The organism is Microbacterium sp. K36 (genome assembly GCF_004794355.1).
Taxonomy (GTDB): Bacteria; Actinomycetota; Actinomycetes; order Actinomycetales; family Microbacteriaceae; genus Microbacterium; species Microbacterium paraoxydans_D.
This window is the reverse complement of the sequence record NZ_SSDN01000065.1, coordinates 1-18,421: the sequence shown is the minus strand read 5'-3', so window position 1 is coordinate 18,421 and position 18,421 is coordinate 1. Positions and strand designations below refer to the sequence as shown.

The following is an 18,421-nucleotide window of genomic DNA, read 5'->3' as shown; positions in this document are numbered from 1 at the left end:
GAACAGCACTGTGCCCAAGATCCTGATCGTCGGCGGAGGGTACGCAGGTTTCTACACCGCGTGGAAGCTCGAGAAGCATCTGCGCAAGGGCGAGGCCGACGTGACCATGGTCGACCCGCTGCCGTACATGACGTACCAGCCGTTCCTCCCCGAGGTCGCCGCGGGCTCCATCGAGGCCCGTCACTCGGTGGTCGCGCACCGTCGTCACCTCAAGCGCACCCACGTGCTCACCGCCAAGGTGACCAACATCAACCACGCGCAGAAGGTCGCCACCATCACGCCGCCCGTCGGTGAGCCGCACGAGTTCGCGTACGACCAGATCGTCGTCACGGCGGGCGCCGTCTCGCGCACCTTCCCGATCCCCGGCATCGCCGACAACGCCATCGGGCTCAAGACCATCGAAGAGGCCGTCGCGATCCGCGACAAGGTCATGTCGAACTTCGACAAGGCCGCGTCCCTCCCCGCCGGTCCCGAGCGCGACCGTCTGCTGACCGTCGTCGTCGTCGGCGGCGGCTTCGCCGGCATCGAGGTCTTCGCGGAGCTCCGCTCCCTCGCGTCCTCGCTGGTGAGCAAGTACCCGCAGCTGTCCTTCGAGGACACCCACTTCCACCTCATCGAGGCGATGGGCCGCATCATGCCCGAGGTCTCGCTGAAGACGAGCGAGTGGGTGCTGAAGGACCTCGCCAAGCGCGGCGCCAACGTCCACCTCGACACACAGGTCACGGGTGCCATCGACGGCAACGTCGAGCTCTCCACCGGCGAGGTCATCCCGACGGACGTCATCGTGTGGACCGCCGGTGTCATGGCCAACCCGACCGTCGTGCGGGGCGGTGATCTGCCGGTGGAGGAGCGCGGTCGCATCCAGACCCGCGCAGACCTCCGCGTCGGCACGCCCGAGGCGTTCGTCGAGGGTGCCTGGGCCGCGGGTGACGTCTCGGCCGTTCCCGACCTCTCGGGTGGCGGCGTCGGCGGCTTCTGCGTCCCGAACGCACAGCACGCCGTGCGTCAGGCGAAGCTCCTGGCCAAGAACGTCGTCGCCGTGCTCCGCGGCGAGGACCCCAAGGAGTACTTCCACAAGAACCTCGGCGCGGTCGCAGGTCTCGGCCTGTACAACGGCGTCTTCCAGTCCGGCAAGATCGCGCTGAAGGGCTTCATCGCCTGGCTCGCCCACCGTGGCTACCACGGTCTCGCCATGCCGACGTGGGAGCGCAAGTGGCGCGTGCTCTGGGGCTGGTGGAACAACCTGTGGCTGGGCCGCGACCTCGTGAACCTGCAGACGGTGCAGAACCCGCGGTACGTCTTCGAGGAGTTCGCCGCTCGCCCGCGTCCGGCCGCACCTGCGGACGCGGCTCCCGCGTCGGCCGCTCCCGCCGCGAAGGCGCCGGCTGCCGAGAAGCCGGCTGCTGCACCCGCGGCGGAGACGCCGGCGGAGATCAAGAAGCCCGCGGCCAAGAAGCCGGCGGCCAGGAAGCCGGCTGCCAAGAAGACTCCGGCCGCGTCGGCGGATGACTCGGTGGAGACCGCCGCGGTGAAGTGACCGCACAGTTGTGAGAGGAAGGCCCCGAGCGCACGAGCGCCGGGGCCTTCTCCGTTCCCGGCGCGCGCAGCGTGAGTTGGCGACGTAACATCTCACATTGTACGCTCACAGAGTGCTCGGGAGGGGCGTCTACCACGCGACCCCGGACGACGCTGGGAGGAGGTCCGGTGAGCGCGCAGGGGGGAGAGCCGCCGACGGTCAGTGTGTCGATCCGGGCGATGTCGGGCCAGGAAAGGCGCGCAGAGCAGCTCGCGGAGCAACTCGACGGTGCTTTCGTCCGCATCTGCCGAACGGGTGTGGGGACGGATGCGGGTGCCGTCGCCGAGGCGTGGCAGCCATGGACCCGGCGGGCGACCCACCACATGGTCCTGGACGCCGCAGTGCGCCCGCACCCGAGCCTCGTCGCGCAGGTGCACGACGCCGTGGGAGGACGGCCCAGGGCCGCCCTGCGGTTCTTCACTCCCGGAGACGGCTATGCCTCGCACGCCCTCCGGGTGGCGGCGTTCGCCGGCCATCCGTGGCTCGTGCCGCCTGGACCCGATCCGACGTCGATCGCCGTGGTGCTGCCGACTCCCGAGGCGGCGGAGTTCGCCCGTTCCGTCCCGGCAGGCGACGACGCTCCTGAGGGCGTGCTGCTCCAGCGGTTCGCGGAGGAGCGGGGACTCGCCCTGCTCGCGAGCACTGCCGATCTCGTGCAATGCGACGAGCCGAGGGCGCACGCTCCGGCCACCGCCTTCCTGCCCGCCGAGGTCGCTCCCGCGGAGTGGTGGCGGCGGGATACGCTCCAGGCGCCGCCGCTGATCCCTGTGGTGCATCTGCGAGACGGGCAGCCGCTGTCGTACGAGGCTGTGCCGGGCACGACGGACGGCTGGCGGCTTCGCGCGCGCCGAGACGTGCCGACACCGCACGCCCGCCGGTTCGCGCGGGTGATGCACGAACGGCTCCTGGGCACGGAGGTCGCTCGCAGCCACCTCCGGGCGGCGGCTGTACTCCTCGGCGTGGCGGGAGTGCTGCGCGACCAGCTCCTCCTCGCCGCGGCGTGGGGGCGGCCGTCCGATGGGTTCGGCGTGGCCGTGGCCCGGGAATCGGCGGCGACCCTCGCACTCGGGACGCTGGCGGAGGCCGTTCCGGCAGCGCGTCGTCCGGACGGTGCGGCGGAGCTCCGCGAGACGTTCGAGGCGCTGTACGAGGAGATGACCGCCATCCTCCGCGGATCGCCCCGGCCGGAGCATGGAGCCGATCCATAGGCCGCCTCGCTAGCGTGTCGAGGGCAAGGGGAGTACTCCCGTCTGCAGCGACGTCGTCATGACGGGCATGTCATCGTGCCCCGGCCCGCTGGCCCGTGAGGGTGGAGGAGACCTTGGCACCCGCATCGCGGGCTGCCCGGAACCTTGCGTCGACCGACGTCGCGGAGAACGGCGGCCCGTCCCACGAACGGACCCCCATGTCGAAACTCTCCCGCCTGATCCGCCTCGCCACCGACGCCATCGACGCGAAGGGTGCGAGTCCCGCCGCGAGGGGCGGGGAGGGGTCCCGTTCCTCGACGGATTGGAGCGGGATGATCCGGGGCGCCGTGGATGCCGTCCGTGGTCCCGGTGCCGAGGGGCCGCGCCCGGACACCCCGTCTCCCTCCTCGTCGTCGGCCGGCCGCCCTGCCGCGGGGCGACCGTCGACCTCGTACGCGCCGCCGCCTGCCCCCGGTGCCGGTGGTCGGCCGGACGCCTCCGCGGCGGATCGTGCGGCCATCGCCCGGTACGACTACCTTCTGCAGACGGCGGACCCGCACCGCGTCGAGCAGATCCATCGCGAGGCCTTCGCGCGTCTCACGCCGTCGCAGCGGGAGCAGGTCGAGGCCCGCATGCGGGCCGAGCTCCCGGAGGAGGAACGACCGCGCTCCTCCTCCGCGGATGACCTTGCCCGCGCGGCGGGCCGCGGCGAGGCGATGCAGCCGGGCCGTCTGCGCGGTCTCCTCTCCCGCGTCCGGGGCGCCGGCGCGGGTGGGGCCGCAGTCGCCGCCGGCGGTGCGGCGGTCGGCCTGCTGGGTGTGGTGGCCGGCGGAGCCGTCCTGAGCACCGCGGCGGCACCCCTCCTGGAACAGGCCGCAGGCCTCGGGGTGGACTTCGACGCGTGGGCGCAGGGCATCGACATCGACGCGCTCGCCTCCGGCGTCGACGTCGATGCGCTGGCCGGTGGCGCCGACGAGATGCTCGGCTCGGCCGGCGAGGCCGTCTCGGGACTCGGCGAGACCGCGACCGGCTGGGGAGAGCGGCTCGGCGATCTCGGCATCCAGGGGATCGGCGACATCCTCGGCCGCTGACGGGTGCCCCCGCTGGGACTCGAACCCAGACTGAAGCGATTTTAAGTCGCCTGCCTCTGCCATTGGGCTACGGGGGCCGCGCCGCCAGCCTATCGTCGGCGGGGTCGTGACCCGGGCGGGGCTCAGGCCGTAGGGTGGGGGAGTGCTCGACCTCACCGACGAACTGAGCCCCGTCCCGGGTGGCGCCGCGGTCGCCCCGGCATGGGAGGACCCGGGCCGCTACTGGCCGCGCTTGTCGGCCGCGACCGGGCACCTTCCGGCCCCGGTCGCCGTCATCGATCGGGAGGCGCTGCGCTACAACGCCATGGATCTGCTCGTCCGTGCCGGCGGTCTGCCGATCCGGGTGGCGTCGAAATCGGTGCGGGTGCGTGCCGTCCTCGATGCCGTGCTGCGCCTCCCCGGATTCCGCGGCATCCTCGCCTTCACGCTCGAGGAAGCCCTCTGGCTCGCCGGAACGCACGACGACATCGTGCTGGGCTATCCGACCGTGGACCGGGCCGCCCTCGAGCGGCTCTGCGCCGACGAAGAGGCCGCTCAGCGCATCACCCTCATGATCGACGACCCCGTGCACCTCGACCTCGTCGACAGCGTGGCGGCCCCCTCGGCGCGCCCCGAGCTCCGGGTGGCCATCGACGTCGACGCGTCCTGGCGATCGCCGCTGCTCGGGCACATCGGCGTCCGCCGATCGGCTCTCTTCAGCGCCGGCGAGGTCGCGGCGTTCGCGCGGAATGTCGTGGCACGCCCCGGCTTCCGCCTCGTGGGTCTGCAGATGTATGACGCCCAGATCGCAGGACAGGGTGACGCCGGCCCCGATGGGCCGCTGATCCGCCGCGTTCAGGCCCGCTCGCGCGACGAGCTGCGGGAGCGGCGGGCACAGATCGTCGCCGCGGTCGGTGCGGTGACGTCCCTCGAGTTCCTCAACGGCGGGGGAACCGGCTCCCTCGAGTTCAGCGGCAGCGACGAGTCCCTCACCGAGGCCAGCGCGGGTAGCGGCCTGCTCGGAGGGCACCTGTTCGACGGGTACCGATCCTTCCACCCGGCGCCGGCTGCGGCTTTCGCCTTCGACGTCGTGCGCCGTCCTGCGGCCGACATCGCAACGGTGCTGGGCGGCGGCTGGATCGCCTCCGGTCCCGCGGTCGCCTCGCGACAGCCGCGCCCGGTGTGGCCGGCGAACCTCCGCACGCTTCCGCGGGAGGCGGCAGGCGAGGTGCAGACGCCGCTGCAGGGACCGAGCGCCGCGACGCTCGGCGTCGGCGATCGCGTCTGGTTCCGTCATGCGAAGAGCGGCGAACCGGCCGAGCGCATCGCCGCCTACCATCTCGTGTCCGGCGACGAGGTCATCGACGAGCTGCCGACGTACCGCGGCGAGGGGAAGGCGTTCCTGTGACGAGAATCGGCGGCACCTGGCAGAACTGGGGCCGGTCGGCGTCGGTGCGCCCGGTCCGAGTCGAGCGGCCGCGCAGTCCTGAGGGCGTGCAACGTGCCGTGCGGGCAGCGGTGCGACAGGGACTCACGGTCAAAGCGGTCGGCGCCGGTCACAGCTTCACAGGGATCGCCGTCGCTCCCGGTGTCCTCCTGGAGCTCGACGACCTGCAGGGACTCGTATCCGCGGACGCTGCGAGCGGGCGCGTCACACTCCTCGCCGGCACCCGGCTGCACCGCATCCCCGGGCTGCTGGCGCGCTACGGACTCGCGATGGAGAACCTCGGCGACATCGACCGGCAGTCCATCGCCGGGGCGATCTCCACGGGCACCCACGGGACCGGCGCCCGCTTCGGCGGGCTGGCCACGCAGGTGGTCGGGGTGACTCTGATCACCGCGGACGGCGAGTTCCTCCGCATCGACGAGGCGCACAGCCCCGAGCTGTTGCCCGCGGTCGCCGTAGGGCTGGGAGCGCTCGGCATCATCGTCGAGGTGACGTTGCAGTGCGTGCCGACGTTCGTGATGCATGCGATCGACGAACCCGTGCCCATGGAGGAGGTCCTCTCCACGATCGATGAGCGCGTCGCCGCGGCCGATCACTTCGAGTTCTACTGGTTCCCGCACACCGACGTCGCGCTGACCAAGCGCCAAGCGCGTCTGCCGGAGTCGACGCGACGCCGGCCCCTTCCTCCCGTGGGCCGATGGGTGGACGAGACGCTGCTCGCGAACGGCGTGTACCGCGTCGTCTGCGCGGCGGGACAGGCTGTTCCGGCGATCACGCCTCGGTTCAACCGGCTCGCCGTGCGACTCACCGGGGACCGCGAGTACACCGACCTGTCGAACCGCGTGCTCACCCAGAGCAGGACGGTGCGATTCCGCGAGATGGAGTACGCGCTCCCGGCGGCGGACGTCGTGCCCGCGTTCCGCGCTCTCCAGGACCTCATCGACCAGCGCGGCTGGCGGATCGAGTTCCCGGTGGAGGTGCGCTTCGCGGCGGCCGATGACCGCTGGCTCTCGACCGCGTACGGTCGCGAGACCGGCTACATCGCGGTCCACCGGTACTGGCGGGCGGACCCGACCGTGTACTTCGGCGCGGTGGAGGAGATCATGAGCGCCCACGGCGGTCGCCCGCATTGGGGGAAGCTGCACACGCTCACGCACGAGACGCTGCGGGAGCGGTATCCGCGCTTCGACGACTTCGTGGCGCTGCGCGACCGCCTCGATCCGGACCGCCGATTCTCGAACCGTTACCTGGAACGCGTGCTCGGGCGCTGATCGAGTCGGGCCGGAGACTCTCGTCCCCAGTCCACGTGCAGGCACCGCGTCTAGGATGAGAGAAATACGGGAAAGGGTGGGGCACTGATGGAATGGCTCGTGCCGGTACTGATCGTCGTCGGGGTGATCCTGCTCGTCGGCGTGTATCTCTGGGCGACATACAACTCGCTGGTGCAGCTGAACGTCCGTGTGGACGAGGCCTGGAGCGGCATCACGGTACAGCTCAAGCGTCGAGCCGACCTCATCCCGAACCTCATCGAGACGGTCAAGGGCTACGCCTCGCACGAGAAGGCCGTGTTCGAGAACGTCACCCGCGCCCGTGCCGAGACTCTCTCGGCCGGCAGTCCCGGTGAGGCGGGGATCGCCGAAGGCCACCTGCAGCAGGCGCTGCGCAGCCTCTTCGCCGTGGCCGAGGCCTACCCGCAGCTGCAGGCCAGTCAGAACTTCCTCCAGGTGCAGCAGGCCCTCGTCGACACCGAGGACAAGATCCAGGCGGCGCGACGCTTCTACAACGGCGGCGTGCGCGAGCTGAACACGAAGATCAAGGTGTTCCCCAACAACCTCTTCGCCAAGGGGCTCGGCTTCACCGAGCGCGAGTTCTTCGAGGTCGCCGACAGCGGCGCCATCTCGGAGCCGCCGCGCGTGCAGTTCTGATCCTCGCCCTCACCACACGGTGAGGGCGAGTTCGTCTGCGGTGATGTCCACGCCTCCGCGTACGCTCCACGTGGTGCTGCGATAGGTGACCGTGCGCGCGGCGCCATCCTGGCCGGTGCCGGTCACGGTCGCCTCGAGGATGCCGTCGTCCGCGGTGAACCCGCCGGGGGTGAGCACCACCGCGGGGAACCGCTCGACACGGAACGCGATGTCGGAGATCTCTCGGAGTTCCGTCCCCCACGGGATCCGGATACCGCAGTTCTCGGGGACCGCGGTGCCGTCGGCGGTGCAGGTCTTCAGGTAGGCCTCCAGCTGGGTCTGCGCAGCCTCCGTCGCCTCGGGCCGGAGCTCGGCGGGCACATCCGCGGTGGCGTCATCCCCGGGGAGCACGACAACCTCGGTCGTACCCGTCAGCAGCGTCCGAGGCGCGGCCGTCACGGGATAGACGCCAGGGAGGAGCGCGGCGTCTTCGTCCACCGGGAGGACAGCATCGCCGACCTGCACAGCCGTCCCGATCGTGGTCGTGGTGCGGAGCGCGCCGAGGCCGGAGCCATCGACGATCCAGCCGCCGCTGTCCGACGTCAGCCGGAGGTTCGCCTCGTGCTCGTCTCCGTCGAGTCGGAAGCGCACGGTCGCGGACGCGCCACCGTCTCCTTCGCGGACATCGGCGACCTCGGCGTCCTGGATGGTCGACGACGCTCCGGCGAACGCGGTGAGGGCGGCTTCGGACGCCGTGGTCCCGGTCGTCGCGACCGCCTCCGGATCGCCCGACTCCAGCGCCTGGAGATACGCCAGCGCCGCCTCCTCCGCCGTGGGCGAGCGGAGCGCGGACAGTCCCCACCACACCGCTCCCGCGACAGCGACGGCCGCGACGAGCCCGCCCAGGAGCCACCATCGACGACGGGTCACGCGACCCCCTCCCGGACGTGGACATGACGACGCACCGCGTCCGGGGCGCTGGAGGCGAGCGCGGTGTGGACGGCGGCGGTCGCATCGCCCCATCCGGAGACCGACACCTGCTCGAGACCCTGCCACCGCGCGGCGCGCAGGAGCTCCGCCGCAATCGCCTCGGCGTCGCCGGGACGCGCCTGCGGCTCCCACCACGCCGACTGCACCTGCAGCGTGGACGTGCCGCGGTCGGCCTTGAGGTCGACCCGTGCCACGATCCGGTCGCCGACGAGCACGGGCAGCGAGTAGTAGCCGTACCGGCGCTTCGCCGCCGGCACGTAGATCTCGATGCGGTAGTCGAGCTCGAACGCCCGCAGCGCACGTTCCCGGAACCACACCACCGGATCGAACGGGGTCAGCAGCGCGGCGGTCTCGATCCGGCGCGGGAGAACCGCGTCGCGATGCCGCCAGGCGGGCAGGGGCCGGCCGCCGCGCTCCCAGCCGCGGACGGTCACGGGCTGCACGTCGCCCGCATCGACGAGATCGGCGATCGCCCCGGTCACCGCTGCACGGTCGCGGAGGCGGTAGTAGTCGGCCAGGTCGGCTGCCGTCCCGACGCCGCTGGACCGCGCGGCGCGCCGGACGAGCTCGCGGATGGCCTCCTCCCGCGGGATCTCGCGAGAGCGGATGCGTTCGGGGATGACCTGGTCGGCGAGGGCATAGGTGCGCTCGAACCCTCGACGCCCGCTCACCGCCACGTCTCCCGTACGCCACAGGTGCTCGAGGGCGAGCTTGACCTCGTCCCAGTCCCACCAGGTGCCGCGCTCGCGCGGGGCGTCGGCGCGGAGATCGACCGGGCGGAGCGGTCCCCGCGCACGGAGCTCGTCCTGCACCCACTGCACCGTCCGGGCGTTCGTGCGGAGCCAGGAGTCCTCCGCGGACCAGCGCCGCCGGAAGTCGTCCATGCGGAACCGCCACAGCGGCCAGTCCTCGACGGGGATGAAGGTCGCCTCGTGGGCGAGGTACTCCACATAGTGCGTCGTGCGAGACAGGAAGAGGCGGTCGAGGAGCGCCGGATCGTAGGCGCCGAGCCGGGAGAACAGGGGAAGGTAGTGCGAGCGGGCGAACACGTTGACCGAGTCGATCTGCAGCACGCCGAGCCGGTCCATCACCCGGTGCAGATGGCGACCGAAGACGGTGGCCGGACGGGCGCGGGTGAAGCCCTGGGCGGCGAGGGCGATCCGGCGTGCCTGAGCGGGACTGAGGGTGTCGGTCACGCCGCCAGCGTATCCCCGCTCTCCGACATCGTCATGGTCGGCAAGATGCGTCGAGCGGCATACGGCATGACCGTAGACTGAGGCGATGAGCGAGGACCAGCGACCCCGGCTGCGCGATCTGTTCCGTCCGCGCCCCGTGGTGACCGACCGGACCGTGACCACCGAAGCCGACGAAGCCGTGCCGCTGCCGCTGCGCGTCACCGCGAGCTATGCCTGGCGGCTGCTTCTCATCGCGGCGGCCATCGGTGTCTTCATCTGGCTGGTGATGCTGCTGAAGCTCCTCGTCATCCCGCTCATGGTCGGCATCCTCATCACCGCCCTGCTGTGGCCGGCGTTCTCCTGGATGCTGCGCCGCGGGTTCCCGCGCTGGCTGGCGATCACGATCTCGCTCATCGGGACGGCGGCCATCGTCACGGGACTCATGTGGCTCGTCGTCTGGCAGGTGCGTGCGCAGCTCCCCGACGTGCAGCAGCGCACGACCGAGGCTTTCGACCAGTTCCAGGTCTGGCTGCACGAGGGCCCGCTGAGTCTGTCGGACACGCAGATCGCGAACTACCTGCAGCAGGGACTCGACTTCCTCAACGAGCAGGCGCAGGTCCTCTGGACGGGAGCCCTCGCGATCGGGACAACCGTCGGGCACGTGGCCACCGGAGCGCTGCTGTCGCTGTTCATCCTCATCTGCCTCCTGGCCGACGGCGCCGGCATCTGGCGCTGGACGCTGCGCATCTTCCCGCGGAAGGCCCGTCCCGCCGTCGACGGCGCGGCACGCAACGGCTGGACGACGATCGTCAACTACGCCAGGACGCAGCTGTTCGTGGCGACGATCGACGCCATCGGCATCGGCCTCGGCGCGTTCCTGCTCCAGGTCCCGCTCGCGCTGCCCGTCGCGGTCCTCGTGTTCCTCGGCTCGTTCATCCCGATCGTCGGTGCGGTCGTGACCGGTGCCGTGGCCGTCTTCCTCGCGCTCGTCTACAACGGGCCGTGGATCGCCCTCTGGATGCTCGTCGTCGTCCTCGCCGTGCAGCAGATCGAGGGCCACATCCTGCAGCCGATCATGATGGGCTCCGCCGTCAAGGTGCACCCTCTCGCCGTCGTCCTCGTGGTCGCGGGCGGCGCGATGATCGCGGGCATCCCCGGTGCCCTGTTCGCCGTCCCGCTGGCCGCGTTCGTGAACGTGGCGGCGGTGACCATCAGCTCGGGATCCTGGCGCACCGGCGTCGGGCCGAGCGGAGACCTGATCTGGAGCACAGTTCCGCGCGAGCGGAGACGGAGGAATCGATGAGCGCAGTCCCCAGCCTGACCGAGTTCCAGGACGCGGCTCGCAGTCTGGCTGAGGTGATCTCGCACACGCCGACGCTGCCCTCGCGGGCACTGTCCGACGCGCTCGGCGCCCCGGTGCTGCTGAAGATGGAGAACCTGCAGCGCACGGGCTCCTTCAAGATCCGCGGGGCTGCCTACCGGCTCTCCCGCCTCAGCACGGAGGAGCGCTCGCGCGGCGTCGTGGCGGCCTCGGCCGGCAACCATGCGCAGGGCGTCGCTCTGGCCGCCCAGGCGCTCGGCATCCCCGCGACGATCTTCATGCCGCTCGGGGTCCCCGTGCCGAAGCTCCTCGCCACCCGCGGCTACGGGGCCGAGGTCGTGCTCGAAGGGGAGACGGTCGCCACGTCGCTGCGCCTGGCCGCCGAGTTCGCGGAGCGCACCGGCGCCGTGCTCATCCACCCGTTCGACCACCGCGACATCGTGATCGGGCAGGGCACCCTCGGCCTGGAGCTGCTGGAGGATGCGCCCGAGATCGACACCGTCGTCCTCGGCATCGGCGGTGGAGGGCTGATCGCCGGCGTCGCCGCCGCGGTCAAGGCCAGGGCCGCCGAGCTCGGGCGGACGATCCGCGTGATCGGCGTGCAGGCGGAGAACGCGGCCGCGGTGCCGCCGTCGCTGGCAGCCGGGGAACCGGTCGACATCGTCACGCGCCCCACCATCGCCGACGGCATCCTCGTCGCCCGCCCGGGAGCGGTGCCGTTCGAGATCATCAAGGACCTCGTCGACGAGGTCGTCACCGTCTCCGACGACGACCTCGCGCGTGCCATGCTCGTGCTGCTGGAGCAGGCGAAGGTCGTCGTGGAGCCCGCCGGAGCCGCGGGGGTCGCGGCCATCCTCTCCGGACGCGTGTCGGCGACTGGCACGACGATGGCCGTGCTGTCCGGCGGCAACATCGATCCGCTCCTGCTGCAGCGCGTGGTGTCGCACGGCCTCGCCGCCTCCGGCCGGTATCTGACGATCCGCATCCCGCTGCCCGACCGTCCCGGTCAACTCGCCCGCGTCTCCGAGCTCATCGCGGAGGCGGGAGCGAACGTCATCGAGGCGATGCACACCCGTCACGGCCACGGACTGCAGATCAGCGAGGTCATCCTCGAGCTCAGCGTCGAGACTCGCGGCGCGGACCACTCGGCCCACACGCTCGACACCCTGCGCCGCGCCGGCTTCGCGCCCATCGTCGTCCAGGACTGATTCCGAAGCGACACACCCCCTCGACCGTGGCGGTCGAGGGGGTGTGTCGTGACGCGGCGATCGGTGGAGCGGCTACCGCGCGTGCTCCGCCTCCGCGGCGATGTCCATCCCGGGAGCCCGGTCCGGACGCCGGCGGAACCCGTTGCGTTCATAGAACGCGGCGCGGTCCTGCGCGGCGAAGAGCTGGATGTCCTCGACTCCTCGCGCCTTCGACGCGCGGACGAGCTCCTCTAGGATCCGGGCGCCCGTGCCCTGGCCACGGGACCGGTCCGCCACCAGCATCTCGGTCACGAACGCATGCAGCACGCCGTCGCTGATCAATCGGCCCATGCCGAGGAGTGTGCCGTCCTCGTCACGGGCCGTGCAGACGATCCAGCTGCCGGCGAGGGCGTCCGCGAAGGTCGCCTCGGGGAACTCCGCCCAACCGGTCTGGTCGTAGAGCGCTTTGAACTCCGCCGCCGAGGGCGGGGTCATGGTGAGGATCACAGCAGCGGGCTCCTGCGGGCGTCAGCCCGTGTAGGTCTCCACCTTCACGATCTCGACGCTGATCGAGCGGCCGTTCGGGGCCTCGTACGACGAGGACTCGCCCACCTTGAGGCCGAGGATCGCCTGGCCCAGCGGGCTGGCCTCGCTGTAGACGTCGAGGTCGCTGCCGGCGGCGGCGATCTCGCGGCTGCCGAGGAGGAAGACCTCTTCGCCGCCGGCCACGACCGCGGTCACGACGGTGCCCGGCTCGACGATGCCGCGGCTGGCGGGGGCCTCGCCGACCTTCGCCGTCTTCAGCAGCGCCTCCAGGGTGCGGATGCGCGCCTCCTGCTTGCCCTGCTCGTCCTTCGCCGCGTGGTAGCCGCCGTTCTCCTTGAGGTCGCCCTCCTCGCGCGCCGCCTCGATGCGCTTGGCGATCTCGTCGCGGCCGACGGTGGAGAGGTGTTCCAGCTCGGCGACGAGCCGGTCGTAGGCTTCCTGCGTGAGGAAGGGGACCTGAGCATCGGTGGACATGACGAAGCTCCTTCTATCGGGATCCCGCCGAGATGCCGCGGGGGATATGCCAAGACGCCCCGGCACGGTGCCGGGGCGTCGTCTGTCTGGCATCAGTCTAGGCGACCCAGCAGGTGTTCACCAAACCTGTCGTGGCCTCCGCGACAGTGGGGATGCGCTCCGCACGGGTGAGCGCATGGGCGTCTCCGGCCGGGATCTCCACGATCTTCCAGCCCACGACGCCGAACTCCTCGTCGAGGGCTTCCAGCACGCAGACGACGTCCTTGCCCTGGACTCCGGTCACCTGGAAGCGCACATCGACGGCGTGCTCGTCCACGAGCTCGAAGCCCAGGTCGTCCGCGTCGACCGCGCTCAGGGACTGGCCCACGATGGACCAGGCGAGGGCGGCGAGGAGGAGGAGCGCGACGGCCCCGGCGAGATACCACGGCCACCGGCGCCGGCGGGTGCGGCCATAGCGTTCGTCGAGCTGGAGGGCGGTCGTCACAGGTGGGGTCTCCCGGTCGTTAGGCTGGTGATACCAGGTTATGCGACCTGCGTACGAAAGGCCGATTCATGCGCTTCCTCTCCGAGACTCCGATGCCGACACCGTCGATGACGGTGGCCCCGGAGTCGGTCACGCCGGGCTTCGCCGGCTTCGCGGTGATCGTCATCGTGCTCGTCGCCGTGATCCTGCTGATCTGGGACATGAACCGCCGGATCCGCCGGGTGCGATACCGCGAAGAGGTGCGCGAGGAGCTCGACGCGGAAGAAGCCGCCCGCGCCGCCGAAGACGCCCAGGACCAGGGTCGCACCGCACCGGAAGCGCCGGCCGCGCCCGACGAGGAGCCACGCGAGCGCTGACCGCCGCTCAGGGCGCGCCGAGCGACGGCGACAGCGGGTGCAGGGCGATCAGCAGGCACGCGGTCCAATGGCAGAGGAAGGCCAGGACCGTGCACACGTGGAAGATCTCGTGGAAGCCGAAGTGTCCCGGCCACGGATTCGGCTTCTTCAGCGCGTAGACGATGGCGCCGCCCGTGTAGAGCAGACCGCCGACGATCACGAGGACCATCATGGCCACGTTCGCGTCGAGTAGGTCGACGATGTACATGACCGCGGCCCAGCCGAGCAGCAGATACAGCGCGACGTAGAGCCAGCGCGGCGCGTGGATCCAGAACACCCGGAAGAGGATGCCGAGCAGGGCCCCGCTCCAGACCAGGGTCAGCAGCAGGACACCCTTCGCCGGCGGCAGCGCCAGGGTCGCCAACGGCGTGTACGTGCCGGCGATGAGCAGCAGGATGTTGGCGTGGTCGATCCGCTTGAGGATGCCCTTCACCCGGGGCCGCCAGTTGAAGCGGTGGTAGACGGCGGAGTTCCCGAACAGCAGCAGCGAGGTGGCCATGAAGACCGCCGCCGCCCACTTGGCCGCCGCCCCCTGGGACACGGCGACGAGGACGATGCCCGCGGCGATCGCGACGGGGAACGTGCCGGCGTGGATCCACCCGCGCCAGGTCGGTTTGATCTCGGTCGCCGCGTCGGCGGCCGCCGCTTCGAGCAGCGGCAGCTTCGGGAGGTCGGCGCCGGTCTGGTCGGAAGTGCTCACGTGCTCACTCTAAATGGGAGCGCATGCCCGTCCCCGTACATGTCCCAGGCTCCGCACCGGCGCGGAAGGCCGGGGCAGGGTAGCGTAGGTGGGTGATGTCACGCGAGAGCCCGGGGCGGGGACCGCTGTACCGGCTGTACACCAGCCGGCTGCGTCGTCACCTCGATCCGGCCTCCGTTCCGCACCACGTCGCCATGATGATCGACGGCAACCGCCGGTGGGCGCGACAGCTCGGATTCGACACCCCGGCCGAAGGGCACCGTGCGGGGGCGGCCAAGATGCAGGAGTTCCTCGGCTGGTGCGACGAGCTCGGTGTGCGCGTGGTCTCGCTCTACCTCCTCTCCAGCGACAACCTCCGCAAACGGGACTCGGCGGAGCTCGCCGACCTCATCGAGATCATCGCGGAGCTCGCCGAGGCGCTGTCCCAGAAGGGGAACTGGCGGGTCAAGCACGTCGGCCGCGCCGACATCCTCCCTGCGGAGCTGGCGCGGGTGCTCGCCGATGCGGAGGAACGGACGAAGGACCACACCGGACTGCACGTGAACCTCGCCGTCGGTTACGGCGGCCGGAACGAGATCGTCGACGCGGTGCGCAGTATCATCGCCACGCACGAGGCCTCGGGTGGCACCCTGGAGGACCTCGCGGCGCAGCTCACCCCCGAGATGATCGGGGAGCACCTCTACACAGGGGGTCAGCCGGATCCCGACCTCGTGATCCGCACGAGCGGCGAGCAGCGGCTCAGTGACTTCCTGCTGTGGCAGAGCGCGCACAGCGAGTTCTACTTCGTCGAGGCGCTGGGGCCGGACCTCCGGCAGGTCGACTTCCTCCGCGCGATCCGCGACTACGCCGACCGCGATCGCCGTTTCGGACGCTGATCCGAGGGGTGCGGGCGCGTGTCACAATGACGCAGTGAGCACTTTCGACGACTACCTCGGCACCTTCGACGCGGAGCCCGGATACCTGAACTGGGCGGCGTTCGGCCCCGTGTCGCCGTCCGTCCGGGCCGAGGTCTTCGCGGACGCGGATCTCCTCGGCAGCGGCCGGCCGTCGTCCCTGGCGCTCGTGGGAGAGCGGATCGGACAGGCGCAGGAGGTCGTCGCCGAGCTCCTCGGAGCCGACGCCGCGGACGTCACGCTGCAGCCGTCGTCGACCCACGGCCTCATGCACGCGCTCTACGGGATCTCCGGTGCGGTCATCGCGAGCACCGCGGAGTTCCCGAGCGTGAGCCTCACTCTGGAGCGTGCGGCGACCGCATCCGACCACGCAGTCACGCCGCGCTGGATCACGCCGGAGGACGGGCGGGTGACTCCCGATGCCGTCGCTGCGGTCCTGGACGACGATGTCGTGGCCCTCGCCGTCAGCCACGTCGACTTCCGCACCGGCTATCGGGCCGACCTCGCCGCGCTGCGGGACGTCCTCGGCCCCGACCGCCTCCTCATCGTCGATGCCGTGCAGTCCTTCGGCGTGGTCGACGCGGACTACAGCGTCGCCGACGTCGTCGTCGGGCATGGCTACAAATGGCTGCGCGCGGGCCGGGGCACCGGGTTCGCATGGTTCTCGCCGTACGCACGGGAGCGCATCGTGCCCGTGCTCTCCGGCATCACCGGGACGGGGGCGAGCGGGCTGGTCGTCGACGAGCTGCCCGCCCCCGCGCCGGATGCCAAGGCCTACACGATCAGCATGCCGGACACGCTCGCCGCCGGTCGGCTCGCGATCGGCGCTCGGGGCGTCAGGGACGCCGGGGTTGCGGCGATCGAGGAGCGGGTGGCTGCGCACGTGGACGCGGTGATCGCCACGGCCGACCACCACGGGATCGCCGTCGCCTCGCCGCGCGAGCGCACCGAGCGCGCCGGGATCGTCGCACTCGCACCGGAGGATCCCGCACGGCTCGCCGCGGCTCTCGCGAACGCCGGACTGGTCGTCACCGCTCGGGGCGGATCCATCCGCATCGCGCCGCACGCCGGAACCGACGCCGAGACCCTCGCCCTGCTCGATGAGACCCTCGGCGCGTTCGGCAAGGAATCGTTCATCGTCCCGTAACGAATCGCTGGCGTGTCGAGTCCGTGGAAAACCCCCGGGCGGCCGTACCTTCAAGGCATCGGGCAAGGCGCCCGGTCGGGTCGGCCTCAGGTTCGCGACTCGTGACCCCCTGGTCGACTCGTTCGAATAGCCGGGAATCCCCGGGTCGGGAGTGGGTCGTGACCACACGTACAGCGCAGCAGTCCACCAGCACCGCGCAGCAGTCCACCCGTCAGACGCCGAGTCAGGCCGCGGCCGCAGAACCGGATCAGGATCTGCGCACCTACGTCCTCGACACCTCGGTCCTGCTGAGCGATCCGCAGGCGCTGTTCCGGTTCGCGGAGCATTCGGTGGTGCTTCCGGTCGTCGTCATCACCGAGCTCGAGGGCAAGCGGCACGACCCGGAGATCGGGTACTTCGCCCGCCAGGCGCTGCGCCACCTCGACGACCTGCGCGTCGAGCACGGTCGGCTCGACTTCCCGGTGGAGGTCGGCGAGGGCGGCACCCTCCGCGTCGAGCTCGGCAACGCCGACCTCTCGGTGCTCCCCGCGGGCATCCGCCTCAGCGACAACGACAGCCGCATCCTCTCGGTGGCGATGCACCTCGCCCAGGACGGCCAGGACGTGACCATCGTGTCGAAGGACCTCCCGATGCGGGTGAAGGCCGCGTCCCTGGGGCTCCGCGCCGAGGAGTACCTCGCCGAGCAGGCCGTGGACTCGGGCTGGACCGGCATCGCCACTCTCGATCTCTCCGGCGACGACATCAGCGACCTCTACGAGAGCGAGGTCGGGCTCAGCGAGGACGTGCACGGGCTTCCCGTCAACACTGGCCTCATCATCCACTCAGAGCGCGGGTCGGCCCTCGGCCGGGTGACCGGCGACGGGGAGTTCCGGCTCGTCCGCGGTGACCGGGACATCTTCGGCATGCACGGGCGCTCCGCCGAGCAGCGCATCGCGATCGACCTGCTCCTCGACCCGGAGGTGGGCATCGTGTCGCTGGGCGGGCGCGCGGGCACCGGCAAGTCGGCGCTCGCGCTGTGCGCGGGGCTGGAGGCCGTGCTGGAGCGCCAGCAGCAGAAGAAGATCATCGTCTTCCGTCCGCTGTTCGCCGTGGGTGGCCAGGAGCTCGGATACCTCCCGGGCGACCAGGGCGAGAAGATGAACCCCTGGGGTCAGGCGGTGTACGACACCCTCGGCTCCGTGGTCTCGGGGAACGTCATCGACGAGGTGGTCGAACGAGGGCTCCTCGAGGTGATGCCTCTCACCCACATCCGCGGGCGGTCCCTGCACGACGCCTTCGTGATCGTGGACGAGGCGCAGTCCCTGGAGCGGAACGTGCTGCTCACGGTGCTCAGCCGGATGGGCCAGAACTCCCGCGTGATCCTCACCCACGACGTCGGGCAGCGCGACAACCTCCGCGTCGGTCGCCACGACGGCATCGCGAGCGTCATCGAGACCCTCAAGGGACACGGCCTCTTCGGCCACGTCACCCTGACCCGCTCGGAGCGCTCCGCCATCGCCGCCCTCGTCACCGACCTCCTGGAGGGCGGCGAACTCAGCTGACCCGAGCCGGCGGGCCCGGTTGCACGATCCGGGCCCGCCCGCGGGTCTCTTCCGGACATCGGCTCGTGCGTCCGTCGCAGGGGCGTGCATCCGAGCACCGGACCGGCCTCTCTTCTCCGGTCCGTAGGGCCAACGGCCTGACCGGTGCTTCTCTTCTGCACGCATAACTCGACGGATGCACGACTCGGTGACGCCCGCCGGTCTGTGCGGGGGATCCCGTCGTACCCGCGTGCTCGGCTCGTGCATCCGTGCCGTGAGGTACGCGTGGACGTGTCCAGCGGCATCGGCACGATCGTGGGCCGGTGGCGCGCGTGTCGAGCCCGCTGGGTCGTGCATGCGGGACCGGGTCGTGCATGCGGAACCGGGGCGTGCATGCGGAACCGG

General features: G+C 71.1%; 18 protein-coding genes and 1 tRNA gene. 12 read left to right on the top strand and 7 right to left on the bottom strand.

Annotated elements, in window-relative coordinates; translation table 11 throughout:
• Positions 1-10 precede the first annotated feature (10 nt).
• From DW296_RS06815 to DW296_RS06805, 3 genes are all read left to right on the top strand, one after another.
• Positions 11-1,537: an NAD(P)/FAD-dependent oxidoreductase gene (locus DW296_RS06815; protein WP_240743019.1), complete on the top strand. Its 1,527-nt coding sequence runs from the start codon at positions 11-13 to the stop codon at positions 1,535-1,537.
• Between the two features lie 167 nt (positions 1,538-1,704).
• Positions 1,705-2,784 carry a hypothetical protein gene (locus DW296_RS06810; protein WP_136051625.1) on the top strand — a complete coding sequence of 360 codons (1,080 nt, stop codon included), beginning with the start codon at positions 1,705-1,707 and terminating at the stop codon, positions 2,782-2,784.
• Between the two features lie 197 nt (positions 2,785-2,981).
• Entirely contained in the window at positions 2,982-3,854 is an 873-nt protein-coding gene (locus DW296_RS06805) for a cation-transporting ATPase (protein ID WP_136051624.1), read from the top strand.
• Between the two features lie 4 nt (positions 3,855-3,858).
• Here the strand turns inward: DW296_RS06805 and DW296_RS06800 are convergent.
• Positions 3,859-3,931 (bottom strand) — tRNA-Leu (locus DW296_RS06800).
• A gap of 65 nt (positions 3,932-3,996) precedes the next feature.
• Here DW296_RS06800 and DW296_RS06795 point away from each other — a divergent pair.
• From DW296_RS06795 to DW296_RS06785, 3 genes are all read left to right on the top strand, one after another.
• Entirely contained in the window at positions 3,997-5,241 is a 1,245-nt protein-coding gene (locus DW296_RS06795; RefSeq protein ID WP_136051623.1) for an alanine racemase, read from the top strand.
• Positions 5,238-6,551 carry a D-arabinono-1,4-lactone oxidase gene (locus tag DW296_RS06790; RefSeq protein WP_136051622.1) on the top strand — a complete coding sequence of 438 codons (1,314 nt, stop codon included), beginning with the start codon at positions 5,238-5,240 and terminating at the stop codon, positions 6,549-6,551. Before DW296_RS06795 ends, DW296_RS06790 begins: the two co-directional genes overlap by 4 nt.
• Positions 6,552-6,638: 87 nt before the next feature.
• The gene (locus DW296_RS06785) at positions 6,639-7,205 is read left to right on the top strand and encodes a LemA family protein (protein WP_136051621.1); all 567 of its coding nucleotides are present in this window, start codon (positions 6,639-6,641) and stop codon (positions 7,203-7,205) included.
• Between the two features lie 9 nt (positions 7,206-7,214).
• On the opposite strand, the gene DW296_RS06780 is transcribed toward DW296_RS06785, so the two are convergent.
• Positions 7,215-8,114 (bottom strand): hypothetical protein, encoded by a 900-nt coding sequence (locus DW296_RS06780; RefSeq protein ID WP_136051620.1) that lies wholly within the window; start codon positions 8,112-8,114, stop codon positions 7,215-7,217.
• Entirely contained in the window at positions 8,111-9,370 is a 1,260-nt protein-coding gene (locus DW296_RS06775) for a winged helix-turn-helix domain-containing protein (RefSeq protein WP_136051619.1), read from the bottom strand. The genes DW296_RS06780 and DW296_RS06775 overlap by 4 nt, the downstream gene beginning before the upstream one ends.
• Positions 9,371-9,455: 85 nt before the next feature.
• Here DW296_RS06775 and DW296_RS06770 point away from each other — a divergent pair, with 85 nt between their 5' ends.
• Both DW296_RS06770 and ilvA read left to right on the top strand, forming a co-directional pair.
• On the top strand, positions 9,456-10,652 hold the full coding sequence (locus tag DW296_RS06770; RefSeq protein WP_136051618.1) for an AI-2E family transporter: 1,197 nt from the start codon (positions 9,456-9,458) through the stop codon (positions 10,650-10,652).
• Positions 10,649-11,878, top strand: a complete 1,230-nt coding sequence (ilvA, locus tag DW296_RS06765; protein ID WP_136051617.1) for a threonine ammonia-lyase — start codon at positions 10,649-10,651, stop codon at positions 11,876-11,878. The genes DW296_RS06770 and ilvA overlap by 4 nt, the downstream gene beginning before the upstream one ends.
• 72 nt (positions 11,879-11,950) lie before the next feature.
• On the opposite strand, the gene DW296_RS06760 is transcribed toward ilvA, so the two are convergent.
• From DW296_RS06760 to DW296_RS06750, 3 genes are all read right to left on the bottom strand, one after another.
• Positions 11,951-12,352, bottom strand: a complete 402-nt coding sequence (locus tag DW296_RS06760) for a GNAT family N-acetyltransferase (RefSeq protein ID WP_205807869.1) — start codon at positions 12,350-12,352, stop codon at positions 11,951-11,953.
• A gap of 33 nt (positions 12,353-12,385) precedes the next feature.
• The gene (greA, locus tag DW296_RS06755; RefSeq protein WP_136051615.1) at positions 12,386-12,877 is read right to left on the bottom strand and encodes a transcription elongation factor GreA; all 492 of its coding nucleotides are present in this window, start codon (positions 12,875-12,877) and stop codon (positions 12,386-12,388) included.
• Positions 12,878-12,974: 97 nt separating this feature from the next.
• Entirely contained in the window at positions 12,975-13,361 is a 387-nt protein-coding gene (locus DW296_RS06750; RefSeq protein WP_136051614.1) for a DUF4307 domain-containing protein, read from the bottom strand.
• 68 nt (positions 13,362-13,429) lie between these two features.
• Here DW296_RS06750 and DW296_RS06745 point away from each other — a divergent pair, with 68 nt between their 5' ends.
• Positions 13,430-13,717: a hypothetical protein gene (locus DW296_RS06745; protein ID WP_240743018.1), complete on the top strand. Its 288-nt coding sequence runs from the start codon at positions 13,430-13,432 to the stop codon at positions 13,715-13,717.
• Between the two features lie 7 nt (positions 13,718-13,724).
• Here DW296_RS06745 and trhA read toward each other — a convergent pair whose 3' ends face one another.
• Positions 13,725-14,456 (bottom strand): PAQR family membrane homeostasis protein TrhA, encoded by a 732-nt coding sequence (gene trhA, locus DW296_RS06740; protein ID WP_136051613.1) that lies wholly within the window; start codon positions 14,454-14,456, stop codon positions 13,725-13,727.
• Positions 14,457-14,551: 95 nt separating this feature from the next.
• On the opposite strand from trhA, the gene DW296_RS06735 reads away from it, so the two are divergent.
• From DW296_RS06735 to DW296_RS06725, 3 genes are all read left to right on the top strand, one after another.
• Positions 14,552-15,331 (top strand): isoprenyl transferase, encoded by a 780-nt coding sequence (locus tag DW296_RS06735; RefSeq protein ID WP_136051638.1) that lies wholly within the window; start codon positions 14,552-14,554, stop codon positions 15,329-15,331.
• Between the two features lie 34 nt (positions 15,332-15,365).
• Entirely contained in the window at positions 15,366-16,496 is a 1,131-nt protein-coding gene (locus DW296_RS06730) for an aminotransferase class V-fold PLP-dependent enzyme (RefSeq protein WP_136051612.1), read from the top strand.
• A 158-nt stretch (positions 16,497-16,654) separates the two neighbouring features.
• Positions 16,655-18,037: a PhoH family protein gene (locus tag DW296_RS06725; protein ID WP_136051611.1), complete on the top strand. Its 1,383-nt coding sequence runs from the start codon at positions 16,655-16,657 to the stop codon at positions 18,035-18,037.
• The last annotated feature ends 384 nt before the right edge of the window (positions 18,038-18,421 follow it).